Annotated in this window: 13 protein-coding genes and 1 tRNA gene; 13 read left to right on the top strand and 1 reads right to left on the bottom strand. The window is 36.3% G+C overall.

Features of this window, described 5'->3' with window-relative positions; all coding sequences use genetic code 11:
- The first annotated feature begins 85 nt into the window (after positions 1-85).
- A tRNA-Gly gene (locus VK161_RS14565) sits at positions 86-158 on the top strand.
- A gap of 178 nt (positions 159-336) precedes the next feature.
- On the opposite strand, the gene pepE is transcribed toward VK161_RS14565, so the two are convergent.
- Positions 337-1,044: a dipeptidase PepE gene (gene pepE, locus VK161_RS14560; protein WP_324215524.1), complete on the bottom strand. Its 708-nt coding sequence runs from the start codon at positions 1,042-1,044 to the stop codon at positions 337-339.
- 127 nt (positions 1,045-1,171) lie between these two features.
- Between pepE and VK161_RS14555 the strand changes: the two genes are divergently transcribed.
- The 12 genes from VK161_RS14555 to VK161_RS14500 all read left to right on the top strand — a co-directional run bounded on the left by VK161_RS14555 (position 1,172) and on the right by VK161_RS14500 (position 14,602).
- Positions 1,172-1,915, top strand: a complete 744-nt coding sequence (locus VK161_RS14555; protein ID WP_324215523.1) for a hypothetical protein — start codon at positions 1,172-1,174, stop codon at positions 1,913-1,915.
- Positions 1,916-1,918: 3 nt separating this feature from the next.
- Positions 1,919-2,710: a hypothetical protein gene (locus VK161_RS14550; protein WP_324215522.1), complete on the top strand. Its 792-nt coding sequence runs from the start codon at positions 1,919-1,921 to the stop codon at positions 2,708-2,710.
- 12 nt (positions 2,711-2,722) lie between these two features.
- Positions 2,723-3,223, top strand: a complete 501-nt coding sequence (locus tag VK161_RS14545) for a DUF6702 family protein (protein ID WP_324215521.1) — start codon at positions 2,723-2,725, stop codon at positions 3,221-3,223.
- Positions 3,224-3,282: 59 nt separating this feature from the next.
- A complete protein-coding gene (locus VK161_RS14540; RefSeq protein ID WP_324215520.1) occupies positions 3,283-5,502 on the top strand; it encodes a M1 family metallopeptidase in 2,220 nt (739 codons plus the stop codon).
- A gap of 36 nt (positions 5,503-5,538) precedes the next feature.
- Entirely contained in the window at positions 5,539-5,862 is a 324-nt protein-coding gene (locus VK161_RS14535; protein ID WP_324215519.1) for a twin-arginine translocase TatA/TatE family subunit, read from the top strand.
- Positions 5,862-6,422 (top strand): phosphatase PAP2 family protein, encoded by a 561-nt coding sequence (locus VK161_RS14530; RefSeq protein ID WP_324215518.1) that lies wholly within the window; start codon positions 5,862-5,864, stop codon positions 6,420-6,422. Before VK161_RS14535 ends, VK161_RS14530 begins: the two co-directional genes overlap by 1 nt.
- Positions 6,423-6,475: 53 nt before the next feature.
- The gene (locus VK161_RS14525; RefSeq protein WP_324215517.1) at positions 6,476-6,808 is read left to right on the top strand and encodes a hypothetical protein; all 333 of its coding nucleotides are present in this window, start codon (positions 6,476-6,478) and stop codon (positions 6,806-6,808) included.
- A gap of 38 nt (positions 6,809-6,846) precedes the next feature.
- A complete protein-coding gene (locus tag VK161_RS14520) occupies positions 6,847-7,044 on the top strand; it encodes a hypothetical protein (RefSeq protein ID WP_324215516.1) in 198 nt (65 codons plus the stop codon).
- A gap of 71 nt (positions 7,045-7,115) precedes the next feature.
- The gene (locus VK161_RS14515) at positions 7,116-8,714 is read left to right on the top strand and encodes a hypothetical protein (protein ID WP_324215515.1); all 1,599 of its coding nucleotides are present in this window, start codon (positions 7,116-7,118) and stop codon (positions 8,712-8,714) included.
- A gap of 136 nt (positions 8,715-8,850) precedes the next feature.
- On the top strand, positions 8,851-10,164 hold the full coding sequence (locus VK161_RS14510) for a TolC family protein (protein WP_324215514.1): 1,314 nt from the start codon (positions 8,851-8,853) through the stop codon (positions 10,162-10,164).
- Positions 10,165-10,212: 48 nt separating this feature from the next.
- Entirely contained in the window at positions 10,213-11,304 is a 1,092-nt protein-coding gene (locus tag VK161_RS14505; RefSeq protein WP_324215647.1) for an efflux RND transporter periplasmic adaptor subunit, read from the top strand.
- Between the two features lie 73 nt (positions 11,305-11,377).
- On the top strand, positions 11,378-14,602 hold the full coding sequence (locus tag VK161_RS14500) for an efflux RND transporter permease subunit (RefSeq protein ID WP_324215513.1): 3,225 nt from the start codon (positions 11,378-11,380) through the stop codon (positions 14,600-14,602).
- Positions 14,603-14,605 lie beyond the last annotated feature (3 nt).

The raw sequence follows: 14,605 nt of genomic DNA, 5'->3' as shown, positions 1-14,605 counted from the left end.
AACAGTAATTGACGAATTTTTTCAAAAAAAAATTTGCATCCAATACAACAAATGCTATATATTTGCACTCACCAAAAAAACAAATGCGGAAGTAGCTCAGTTGGTAGAGCTCCAGCCTTCCAAGCTGGTTGTCGCGAGTTCGAGCCTCGTCTTCCGCTCTGAAATTGAAAACCTCTAATTTACGTTAGAGGTTTTTTATTTGCATAAGGCGAGAAGTTTATCCCGATGGCTATCGGGAAGCCTCGTCTTCCGCTCTGAAATAAATTCCCCCGAACTTTAGTTCGGGGTTTTTTTATGATTATAAGTGAGAAATTTACTTCCGCTCTGAAATAAACTCTACCCCAAAAAACTCAAATCCGTTCCCGATTCAATTTCAACCGGAATTTCATTTTGTCGAAACAAACGCGCCGTCAAATCGCCTTTTAATATAATTTGCTCTCCATTCACTCGCAACCAACTTCCTTCTCGAAGTCCTAAAACTGCAGTCGAATTGAATGCATGAAACTCTTTGATTCTAGTTTCGCGGGTTTCTCCCATATGTGTGCTGTTGGTGTCTGGATCAAGGTAATGCGGATTCAAATTAAACGGAATGATGTTCAAAGTAGCAAAACTCGGCGGATAAATAATAGGCATATCGTTGGTAGTTTGCATCGAAACACCAGTAATATTACTTCCGGCACTAGTTCCGAGATAAGGAACTCCTTTTTTTATCGCTTCAGATAAAGCCTGCATCACGTTATTTTCATACAATTGAGTGACCAATAAAAAGGTGTTTCCTCCGCCAGTAAATAGTCCTTCTGCTTTGGTTATCGCTTCAGTTGGGTTTTCAAATTCATGTAATCCAACCACATTTTTATTGATTTTGGCGAAAACGCTTCGTACTTTTTCTGTGTAATCATCATGACTAATTCCGCCCGGACGAGCATACGGAATAAAAATAATCGTCTGACTATTACCAAATAGAAGTTCTAATTCGCTCAATAGATAATCCAAATAATCGCCATTATAAACGGTTGATGTACTTGCTATAATTAAGTTTTTCATTTTTAATAGTGGATTTCTACAAAACTACAAACAAAATCGAATTTTAAATTAACATTTTATTACATTTTACTTGGCTTAATTTTTGGAAGGCTTTCAAGTACTTTTACAAAATAATAGTAGAGATATAATGATCAAAAAGTACCTTCTGTTGAGTTTGTTTTTCGCCTTTTTTTCTTCTGTCTTTGCACAAAGAAGTGAAGTAAAGGGTAAAATTAGAGCTTACACAGACGACTTAGAAGGCATTCACATTATCAATCTGAACTCCAATTCTTCAACAATTTCAAAAAGTGGTGGCTATTTCGAAATTTTAGGACAAGAAAATGACACACTACAATTCTCTGCGGTTCATTTAAAAGGAAAGAAAGTGGTGCTAAAGTACACCGATATAAAGTCGGAGTTGTTTTTTGTTACTATGGAATTGGCAAGTTACAACTTGAAAGAAGTAGTCATCAATCAAAACGATATTAATGCTGTGAGTATGGGTATTTTGTCTAAACCCGCCAAAAAATATACACCCGCAGAGCGAAGATTGTACACAGCAACTGGTGGCGGAAACACCTACGGATTGAATACTCAAGTATCTTTTGACGGAATTTTAAATGCAATTTCGGGTCGAACTTCAATGCTGAAAAAAGAAGTAGCTGTTGAACGGAAAGAATATACTTTAAGAAAAATAAACGAATGGTATGAGGAAACTTTTTATACCGAGCAACTCAAAATCCCAGCCGATTATGTCAAAGGCTTTCAATATTATTTAGTTGAAAACACTCGTTTTGAAGAAGCTGTAAAGAGCAAAAATAAAACTTTAGCAACATTTATAATGGGTGAAATTGCAGTGTCTTATTTAGAAGTCATCAAAGAAAAAAAATAGTGTATGAAGCCATTTTTACTTTTATTTTTAATTGGTTTTTCAATGGAAGCCGTTTCTCAGAATAGAAAAATTGAGGTGTTCAAAGGTGTGCTCGTGTGCGATTCATTAAAAGTTGAACGCGCCACAATTACCAATACAACTCTTGAAACCAACACTATTTCAGATGATTTAGGTTTCTTTTCCATTTATGCCAGAGAAGGCGATACTATTGTTATTTCAAGCGTGACTTTTGATACGGAACGATTAGTTCTCAAAGCATCCGATTTTAAAAAATTAATATCCGTAATTCATTTGACAATGAAAATCAATCAACTTGATGAAGTGAAAGTGGGCGCATTCAAACTCTCGGGTGATTTGGTCTACGATGCCAAAAGAATCAAAGTGAAACCACCAATAAAAGCCGACTTGTCTTCCATCGATTTTAAGAACTTAGAAATAACTGGTGTAAAAACAACTGCAAATTTAGCAATGCCCAGTGAAGCTAATGTTAATCTTGGTGTGAATTTTGTTAAGTTAGGAAAGAGTATTTTTCAATTATTCAATACGAATGATGAGTTTTCAAAGCCAAAACCAACCAAAACCTATAATTCAAACGAATTTGTAGCTGAAATGAAGTCCCGATTTACACCCGGTTTTTATGAAAAGACACTTACTATTCAAGAAGATAAAATAGGATTGTTTTTAGAGTATTGTTTTTCGGAGGAAATCAATCAGAAACAACTTTTAGAAAGGGTAAATTCATTGCAATTAATTGATTTCTTGCTGGAGAAAAGCATTGCCTTTCACAAAGAATAGTACATTTGTAAAATGAAAAAAATAATTCAAAATAGTGCTTTTGTGGTTCTGTTTCTCATGCTAACATCACTGTCGGCCCACAAATTCTATGTGGCAATTTATCAGATCAATCATGTTAAAGAGAAAAAAATGCTGCAAATCACAGCGCGACTTTTCATCGATGATATCAACGAAGCCATAGAAAAAAAATACAACAAAAAATCCTATTTAGCTTCAGATAAAGAAACTCCAGAGCACATTGAATTGCTCAAAAAATACCTTTCAGAAAAATTCATCATCAAAATAAATAATCAACCCAAAAGTATGATTTTCGTTAGTAAAGAAACCGAAGACAACGTGCTAATTTGTTATTTGAAAATGGTTGATGTTGCTAAAATTACTTCCCTTGAGGTCGAAAATTCCATCATTATGGAAAATCACTTCGACCAACAAAACATCATTCAAGCCAATTTTAATGGAAGCAAGCACAGTTTGCTTTTGACTTCTGAAAGTTTTAAAGGAATGTTAAAATAAATAGGTATTCCCGAAACTCACTTTAAAATACTTATTTTTATTGCCTTATTTTATTAATCATGAGAAAATTTCTTCTAGGTTTAGTCCTTTTTCCATTGTTGTCAATAGCTCAGGAAAAGAAAGCCGAAAAAAATCCAGATAAGTTCAAACAAATGTACGATTTGTTGGCTACTCCCAATATGTATCGTACCGCTTCAGGTGCGCCTGGACCTGAGTATTATCAGCAACAAGCCGATTACAAAATCGACATTGAACTCGACGATAAAAACACCAAATTATACGGTCAAGAAACAGTAACCTACACTAATAATGCCAAAGAAGGTTTGGATTATTTGTGGATGCAATTGGATCAAAACCAACAATCCAGAAAGTCGCTTTCGCCAATGGTGGAGAACAATGTAACTGATCCAGTGATGAGTCCGAAAGGATTCTCTCGTAAGTATTTGGAAGAAGATTTTGACGGAGGTTTCAACATCGAGTACGTAAAAGATGCTTCAGGAAAACCAATGAATTATACCATCAATCAAACAATGATGCGAATTGAATTGGCGACACCACTAAAGCATGGTGAAAAAATTTCTTTTTCCATCAAATGGTGGTACAATATTAACAACTATAGATTGGACGGCGGACGCTCGGGTTATGAGCAATTTGAAGACGGAAATCGTCTGTACATTTTGGCTCAATTTTACCCAAGAATGGCCGTTTACAATGATGTAGAAGGATGGCAAAACCAACAATTTTGGGGCGCAGGTGAATTTGCTTTGCCTTTCGGAAATTTTGATGTTAACATTACGGTTCCAGCCGATCACATCTTGGAAGCTACGGGCGAATTGTTAAATAGAAGTGAAGTGTTTACTCCAGCGCAATTGGCACGTTATGCTCAAGCTGAAAAATCGTTTGACAAGCCTGTAATTGTGGTGACTCAAGCCGAAGCCGAAGCCGCAGAAAAAGGATTTTCAACTCAGAAAAAAACATGGAAATTCAAAGCAACTAATGTGCGTGATTTCGGAATTTCAACCTCAAGAAAATTCATTTATGATGCGATGGCAGTGAAATTAGCTACACGAAATACCATGGCCATTTCATTATATCCAAAAGAAGGAAACCCGCTTTGGGAAGAATATTCCACCCGAATTGTAGCGCATACTTTAAAAAGTTATTCAAGTCATACTTTTGATTATCCCTATCCTAAAGCAATTTCAATTAATGCCGAAGATCAAGGAATGGAATATCCGATGATTTGTTGGAATTGGGGTCGACCTGATGCTGATGGAAAATACTCCGATCGAGTAAAACACGGAATGATGAGCGTGATTGTTCACGAAGTAGGTCATAATTTCTTTCCCATGATTGTTAACTCTGATGAGCGTCAATGGACATGGATGGACGAAGGTCTGAACTCGTTTATGGAATACATGGCATTAATCGAATGGGATCCAAATTTCCCAGCCGATCGTGGTCCAGCCAAAAATATTGTTCCCTACATGAGTGGCGATGAAAGAGGTTTAGAACCAATTATGTCCAACTCAGAAAGCATTCGCCAATTTGGTAATAATGCTTACGGAAAACCAGCTGCGGCATTGAATATTCTTCGTGAAACCGTAATGGGAAGAGAATTGTTTGATTATGCTTTTAAAACCTACGCCAATCGATGGAAATTCAAACATCCTACACCAGAAGACTTCTTCAGAACCATGGAAGATGCCTCGGCATTCGATTTGGATTGGTTTTGGAGAGGATGGTTTTACACTACCGATTATAATGATATTGGTGTAAAAGAAGTGAAGAAATATTTTGTAAGTAACGAACCTTCTAAAGAAGTAAAAGACTTTTTGAAAACACGCCGAAGAAGAAACCGTATCGAAGGTCCGATGGTCTACATGATTGCTGATGGAAGCGAAAGCTATAAACCAGACATGAACAAACCGTTTGAAATTAAAGATTGCAAAACGCTTCAAGAGTATGTTGAAAAAACCTTTACCAAAGAGGAGCAAGCCAAATTAAAAACACCTAAATACTTTTATCAGGTTACTTTTGATAAACCAGGTGAATTGGTGATGCCTATAATTGTAGAGTTGACTTTTGAAGACGGAACAACTGAAATGCATCATTTTCCGGCGCAAATTTGGAGAATGAACGATAAAGAAGCCAATCGAACTTTTGCAACCGATAAAGCCATCGTAAAAATAAAAGTAGATCCAAAAGAAGAAACGGCCGATATTAATACAACTAATAATTCTTGGCCAAAAGAAGAAGTAAAATCCAAATTTGATTAATTTAGTTTGTAACTTTGCTCAATAAATTGTAAAACTATGTTTGGAATCGGTGGAGGCGAATTAATTTTCATCATTTTTATTGCCTTGATGCTTTTCGGTACTGATAAAATTCCGGTGATTGCCCGCAATCTCGGAAAAGGTATGGCGCAACTTAAAAACGCTACTAACGAAATCAAATCCGAAATAAAGAAAAGCGCTGAGGCTAATGGTTTAGATACTTCCATCAACGAATTGACCTCTACATTTACCAAAGAAGTAGAAAGTGTAAAAGACAGTTTGGATACTAACATATCGAATCCAATTGATACCATGAAACACGATATTGAGGAAGCTACTGGTCCAATCAAACGCCAAATGTAATGTTGGAAAAGCTAGTTGATCTCGATAAAAAAGTCTTCGTTTTCCTTAACGGATTGGGTTCGCCTACTTTTGATGCGCTTTGGTTGTTCATTACAAAACAGTTCCACTGGACACCATTTTTTTTACTTTTAGCGTTTCTTTTGCAAAGAAAAATTGGCTGGAAAAATTTAGGAATAGCTGTATTGTTTATTGCTGTTCTTCTTTTAGTGGGCAATGAAACCGTCGAGTTGTGCAAAGTTACTTTTGAGCGACTTCGTCCGTGCAATGATCCCGAAATTAAAGACATTATTCGCATAGTTCACCAATCAGATACGTTCAGCTTCTTTTCAGGTCATGCTGCCAATTCTATGGCCACAATGACGTTCATTTATTTGATTCTGAAACACTATTACAAGTATGCTTTCTTGGTTTTCCTTTACCCACTAATTTTTGCTTACAGCCGAATTTATCTTGGTGTTCACTTCCCAACTGATATTCTAACGGGTTATGCTTTTGGTGGAATGTTAGGTTTTATTTTCTTCAAATTATACCAAAGGTACCTTCACAAGAGAGGATTTTAAACTAAGTAACATTAGTTACAAAAAAGCTTAAAATTTGAGTGTAATTTTACAAGATGAAATACTTTGCACTTTTCTTATTCTTCTATTTTAGTGCTTTGACTGTGTTGCCTGCAGTGAAAGTAATCAAGATGCATTTTGTTGAAAATTGTGAATCTTCGTGTCATAAAAGCACTACTTCAGACGAAACAGGAGCTTGTCCAAAAGAAAAATGTCTACTTAACTTTAGTTTTACCAATTATACTTATGTTTTGTTTGCCAACAATTTCGAGTTGAAAAATAACCTCGTTTTTGTTCCTCAAAAATACAATATCGAATACCACAAAAATTTCATTTCTCACTACAACGTAACTATTTGGCAACCGCCAGAATCATTTTATATTTCTTGAATAATTTCAAATAAAAAATAAAATTTAAAAATATAATCATGAAAAAAATAGTTTCAATATTCGCAATTATTGCCTTGTTCCTTTCTATGAATGCCAACGCGCAACAAGGTCCAAAACAGAAAAAACAAAAAGCAAAAACCGAAAAATCATGTTCTGCTGAAGAGAAAAAATCGTGCGGAACAGATAAAAAAGGTGGATGTTGTTCTTCTAAAAAAGCAGAAGAGAAAAAATCATAATTGTAATGTAATAGTATTGTATAGTGTCTATTTTCATAGGCACTGTACAACTATTGCCTAAATCTAAAAAGATGAAAACATTATACAGTATTGTATTTTTTCTAATCGCAAGTACTTTATTTTCGCAAACTACTTTCGATTATCAAATACAATTAAATCCGATAACAATTCCGAATTTTCCTGGAATTCATTCTTATGCTTTTGCCCAACACAATGGCAAATGGCTCATCATTGGTGGTAGAGTAGACGGAATCCACGCGCGCCAACCTTTTAACGCATTTCCAGCTTCTAGTAACAACACTTCTATTTTTGTAGTAGATGTTGCAACGAATCAGTTTTGGTCGGTTTCGGTCAATTCGTTATCTACACCATTAAAAGAGCAATTGCAAGCCACCAATTTTAATTTCTATCAAGATGGAGAAACGCTTTACATTATTGGTGGTTACGCTTTTTCGGCTACAACCAATGATCATATTACGTTTAACAAATTGACTTCAGTTGATGTTCCGAACTTAATCAATGCGATTGTCAATGGTTCGTCCATTTCAAGCTATTTCAAACAAATGACCGATGAAAATCTTGCTGTTAATGGCGGACATTTAGCTAAAATTAATACCACTTTTTATTTAATTGGTGGGCATCGTTTTGATGGACGATACAACCCAATGAATAATCCGACTTTTACGCAAACGTATACCAATAGCATCAAGAAATTTCAAATTGATAATTCAGGTTCGCAATTGAGCATTTCCAATTACCAAGTCATTACCGATGCGGTTCATTTGCACCGACGCGATTATAATTTGTTGCCTCAAATATTTCCTGATGGTTCACAAGGTTACATGATTTCATCAGGTGTTTTTCAAATTAATGTTGATTTGCCTTTTCTATATCCTGTTGATATCAAAGAAGCGGGTTATATTCCACAAACCACTTTCAATCAGTATTTAAGTAATTACCACAGTGCTGTTTCTGCTTTGTATGATGCGACTCAAAATAGAATGCACAATTTGTTTTTTGGCGGAATGAGTCAGTATTATTACAACGGAACGACGTTGGTTCAAGATAATAATGTGCCTTTTGTAAACACTATTAGTAGAACTACTCGTTTTGCTGATGGCTCGTTACAAGAATACCAAATGCCCGAAACCATGCCGAGTTTGAAAGGTGCAAGTGCCGAATTCATTCCGAATGAATCACTTCCACGTTTTGAAAATGAAGTAATAAAATTGGATGAAATCACAGCCGACGAATTTGTAATTGGTCACATTGTAGGTGGTTTGAGCAGTCCGACACAAAATCCGTTTAGTGTAAATCAAACCAATACAACTAGTGCAAGCGCTACCATTTATGAAGTAAAACTCATTCGAAATGAGCCGTTGAATGTTCATGAAATTGATGGGAAAAATCCGTTTTCAATGACTATTTCACCTAATCCAACGTCAAACAACATTGTGAAAATCAATTTTACAATGCCATATGCAACGACTATTGATTATTTTGTTTCTACTATCGATGGGAAAATCATTGCCGATGGTGAAATCGAAGATACAGAGCAAGGAGAAAATACTATGGATTTCGATTTGGAAAATGCTTCCAATCAAACGGTTATCATTACGTTTGTTTTTGATAATAAATTTTATGTTTCTCAAAAAGTAGTAATTCAATAAATCTAAACTTCAATAATTTAAAAAGTGTTCAAGTAATTGGGCACTTTTTTTTGTAACCTAAGTTACACAGTAACACTTGTTACTGTCAGCGCGTTTTTACCGTTCTATTTTTGCTTCATAATTCAGATAAAATAGTATGAAAAAATTCAGTTATATTCTTTTTTCAGGAGCACTTTTGAGTTCGTTCTTTGGATTCGGTCAAGATACCTTGGCTATTTCCAAAAGCGATTTACTCCAAAAGATTTCAGATAAAAATCTACAGATAAAAATCGCCGAACAATCCTATGCTTCTGCTAAAGCCGATTACAGTCAGTCGAGAGCTTTGTTCTTGCCCAATGTGAATATTTCGCACACCGGAATCTCAACTACCAATCCGCTGATGGCTTTCGGATCTAAATTGAATCAGGAGATTTTAACTCAGTCTGATTTCAATCCCGATTTATTGAACAATCCGGAAACGACTCAAAATTTCGCTACTAAATTCGAAATCCAGCAACCGTTAATTAATGTTGATGGTTGGTTCGAACGAAAAGCAGCCAAAGCCAAAATGGAAGCCTATCAATTGCAAACCGAACGCACCAAAGAATATTTGGAATTGGAAGTTTCCAAAGCTTACATGCAATTACAGCTGACTTACAGAGCGGTAAAAGTATTAGAAAAAGCAAATGCAACTGCCAAAGAAAATCTGAAACTAGTGCAGAATTATTTCAAAAACGGAATGTTGCAAAAAACCGATGTGTTGAACGTTCAAGTGCGTGTCAATGAAATCAAAAACCAATTGCAATACGCCAAAAGTAATGTCCAAAATGCTTCGGATTATCTCGCTTTTTTGTTGAATGAAGATGCTAAAGATAAGTTGTACAAACCAACAGAAGAACTCGAAAATACCATCGCTATTGAAACCATTAATCCAACTCTTTCCGACAGTAGAAAAGACATTCAAGCCATGAGTAAATCTTCAGAAGCGTATGGTAAAATGTTACAATCAGCCAAAACAACATTTTTACCTCGATTGAATGCTTTTGGTAGTTATGAATTGTATGATAGAAACCTATTCGGAACTTCTGCAAAAGGATATTTAGTTGGCGCACAATTATCATGGAATGTTTTTGACGGTTACAAATCCATCGGAAAATACGATAAAGCCAAAGCCGAATTTCAAAAGTCTGAAACCGAAAAAGACCAATATAAAAAACAAAGCCAACTCGAAGTAAATAAAACAAGTCGCCAGCTTAAAGATGCCGAAAACAAAGTGAATCTTTCGCAATTGGCTTTCGAACAATCGCAAGAAGCATTTCGTATTCGCCAAAATCGTTACGCACAAGGTTTAGAAAAAACCACCGATTTACTAACGTCAGAAACGCAAATGATTCAAAAAGAATTAGAACATCTGCAAGCTATTTTCGAATACAATTTCACTAAACAGTATTTACAGTTTTTAACTAAATAAAAATCAATGACAATATCAATTTCAAAAATCAATATAAATTTTAAAATGATGAAGAAAATATATTCAATACTAACTGTCTTTTTATTAGTTCTCACTCTTTTCTCGTGTGGAAATGACAAAAAAGAAACCGCCAACAACGAACCCGCTATTGCTGTTCAAGTAAGCGGAATCAACAACGATAATAACAGCCCATTTGTAACAGCAAGCGGAAAAATTGAAGCTGAAAACAGCGCCAATTTAAGTACCCGAATGATGGGTTACGTAACCAAAGTACATGTAAAAGTAGGGCAAAAAGTAGGTGCCGGACAATTATTAGTCAGTATCAACAACACCGATTTACACGCCAAAAAAGCTCAAGTAGACGCTTCCATTTTACAAGCGACTGCGGCGTACAACAATGCTAAAAAAGATTACGATCGTTTTGTCAATTTATACGCTCAACAAAGTGCATCGCAAAAAGAATTGGACGATATGACCGCGCGTTATGAAATGGCCAAAGCGACTCTAGAAGGTGCGCGTCAAATGCGAAATGAAGTCATGGCACAATTCAGCTATTCGAACATTACAGCTCCATTTTCGGGAGAAATTACTAACACTTTTGTCAAGGAAGGCGATATGGCCAATCCAGGAATGCCTTTAGTAAGTGTCGAAGGTGCATCGCGAATGCAAGTTACCGCTATGGTTTCTGAAAGTGATATTTCATCTATAAGCAACGGAATGGCAGTTAAAATTAGGGTGAAATCGTTAAATAAAGAAGTAACTGGGAAAGTTTCCGAAGTAAGTGGTTCGGCTAAAAATACAGGTGGACAATATTTAGTAAAAGTAAATCTCACTCAAACTGACAAATCAATTTTATCTGGAATGTTTGTCAATGTTCAGTTTCCTGTGGTGAATAAAAAAGAAACCACAACAACTGTTTCCGATAAAGTAATGGTTCCCGAAAGTGCTTTGGTCAAACAAGGTCAACTCACCGGAATTTACACTGTTGGAAATGGAAATACAGCCATTTTACGTTGGTTGCGCATCGGGAAATCATTCGGCAATCAAGTTGAAGTGTTGTCAGGTTTGAGTGCTAATGAGAAGTACATCATCTCTGCAGAAGGCAAATTATTCAACGGAGCAAAAATCAGTGTTCAGTAATCAGTTACGGTTTTAAGTTTTAGTCGGTTAACAATTTTAAACTTTTAAACCTTAAACATTTAAACAAAGAAACATGCAAGAAGGTATATCAGGTAAAATAGCACATTTTTTCATCAACTCAAAATTGACCATTTTGTTGATGGTCGCGCTGATGATTATTGGTGTGTACAGTTCGTTTTTAATTCCACGAGAAGAAGAACCACAAATCAACGTTCCAATGGCCGATGTGATGGTCGGTTATCCTGGCGCAAGCCCGGCCGAAGTGGAAAGTAGAGTTGTAAAACCATTAGAGAAAATCATCTCTAATATAAAAGGAGTAGAGCATGTTCATAGTATGGCGATGAACGGTCAAGCGATGATTATTGTGCAGTTTTTTGTAGGTCAAGATGTAGAACGCTCGTACGTGAAATTGTACGACGAGTTGGCCAAATACGAAAACATGTTTCCGCAAGGCGTATACAAACCCATGGTCAAAACGCGTTCCATCGACGATGTTCCAATGTTGGGATTGACGTTGTGGAGTGAGAAACTAAACGATTTTGAAATCCGACTAATCGCTGAAGAAGTCACTTCTGAAATCGAAAAAGTAAAAGACGTTGCGATTACCAAAGAAATCGGTGGACGAAATCGTGAGGTAAAAGTAGTGCTTGACAAAGATAAAATGGCCGAAAATGGTGTTGATGCGCTTGGAATTATGCAAATGATTCAAGCCAATAACGGAAGCTCACAATCGGGTAGTTTTGTGTCGAACGACCAAGAATTTTTAGTAACAACAGGTCAGTTTTTAGCTACTTCTGAAGATATTGAAAACTTAGTGGTTGGTGTAAATTCCAATATGCCAGTCTATTTAAAACAAGTTGCTTCGGTACAAGATGGTCCGTCAACGCCTAGAAGTTATGTATCGTTTGGGTACGGAAAAGCCAACGAAAGTTTCGCAAAAAATAAATCGGTATATCCTGCGGTTACCATTTCCATTGGTAAAGTAAAAGGTGCCGATGCAATGAAAATTTCGGAGAAGATTTTGGAAAAATTAGAACATTTAAAACGCACAGTTATTACCGATGATGTTCACGTAGAAGTGTCTCGTAATTACGGTGAAACTGCGTCTCATAAAGTTGGTGAATTATTAATGCACTTGGGAATCGCTATTATAGCTGTAACTATCTTAGTAATGTTAGCGATGGGATGGCGCGGCGGATTGGTCGTGTTTTTCTCCGTTCCGTTGACGTTTGCATTGACGTTATTTTCTTATTATTTATTAGGATATACATTAAATAGAATCACTCTTTTTGCCCTAGTTTTTGTGGTCGGAATTGTAGTTGACGATAGTATCATCATTGCCGAAAACATGCATCGCCATTTTAAAATGAAGCGACTGCCATTCAAACAAGCCGCAATTTATGCCATTAACGAAGTCGGAAATCCTACTATTCTGGCAACATTCACCGTTATTGCGGCTATTTTACCAATGGCGTTTGTATCGGGAATGATGGGTCCATATATGAGTCCGATGCCAATTGGTGCTTCGATTGCGATGTTGTTGTCGTTGTTTGTTGCATTAACTGTAACACCTTATTTAGGATATCATTTATTACACGAGAAAGACGAACAAGAACATAAAGCCGAACAAGGATTAGATACATCGTGGATCTACAAAATCTACAACAAATGGGAACGTCCGTTTTTAGAAAGTTCGAAAAAACGCCGCTTAATGTTAGGAATTACAGTACTGCTTTTATTAGGTTCGGTGATGATGTTTTTCACCAAATCAGTGGCAGTAAAAATGTTGCCTTTTGATAATAAAAATGAATTTCAAGTGGTGATTGATATGCCTGAAGGAACAACATTAGAACGTACAGCAGCAGTGACACAAGAAATCGCTCAGTATTTGTCGACCATTCCAGAAGTGGTGAATTACCAAAATTACATCGGAACGTCTGCACCAATCACATTCAACGGTTTAGTACGTCACTACGATTTGCGTGGCGGAAGCAATATGGCCGATATTCAAGTGAATTTACTCCACAAAGAAGACCGCGATTTACAAAGTCATGATATTGCTAAAATCGTTCGTCCAGAAGTACAAAAAATAGCTAAAAAATACGGAGCCAATGTCAAAATCATTGAAGTTCCGCCTGGACCGCCAGTTTTATCGACTTTGGTTGCTGAAATTTACGGACCCAATTATAAAGATCAAATTGCAGTAGCTAATCAAGTGAAAACTATTTTAGAAAACACTAATGATATTGTTGATATCGATTGGATGGTAGAAGACAACCAAACCGAATACAGATTGGAAGTCGACAAAGAAAAAGCCATGCTCAACGGAATTGCACCACAACAAGTAGTCGGAAATTTAACGTATTTGTTAAAAGAATATCCCGTTTCAAACTTGTACGATGAGCGTTCTAACGACAATGTTGGTATTGTGCTTTCCTTGGATGACAAAGACAAAACCTCGTTACAAGACATCCAAAACTTAAAAATTAAAGGCAGTCATGGTAACGTAGTTCCGGTTTCCGATTTGGTAAAAGTGGTAACCGATACTTTACAGAAAACCATTTTCAGAAAAGATCAAAAGCGTGTTGTATATGTAACAGCAGATATGGCGGGCGCATTGGAAAGTCCGGTGTATGCGATTTTGGGAATGAACGAAAAACTGCAAAAAATGAAGCTGCCCAAAGGTTACAAAGTCAACGAATTGTATATGGAACAACCTGCCGACGAAAGTGATTTCACTGTAAAATGGGACGGCGAATGGCAAATTACATTGGAAGTATTCCGCGATTTAGGAGCGGCATTTTTAGTGGTAATCGTGATTATTTATATGCTGATTGTAGGTTGGTTCCAAAATTTCAAAACACCAATGGTGATGATGATGGCGATTCCGCTTTCGTTAGTCGGAATTGTATTAGGTCACTGGTTGTTAGGCGCATTTTTCACAGCGACTTCTTTTATCGGAATGATTGCTTTGGCTGGAGTAATGGTACGAAATTCCGTACTGCTCATTGACTTTATCGAAATTCGATTGAACGACGGAATTCCACTTAAACAAGCCATTATCGAAGCGGGCGCCGTACGAACAACCCCCATTTTATTAACAACAGGCGCGGTGGTAATTGGAGCATCCATTATTCTTTTTGATCCAATTTTCCAAGGATTAGCGATTTCGTTAGTATTCGGAGCCATTGTTTCAACATTGCTGACTTTGATTGTTGTTCCGTTGATTTATTATATCACCGAAAGAAAAAAATGGGAGAAACCAGAAGTTAAAGAGGAGACAGAAGCTAATAACTAAAGA

The organism is Flavobacterium sp. (assembly GCF_035299245.1).
Classification (GTDB): domain Bacteria; phylum Bacteroidota; class Bacteroidia; order Flavobacteriales; family Flavobacteriaceae; genus Flavobacterium.
This window is presented reverse-complemented; position numbering and strand designations above follow the sequence as displayed.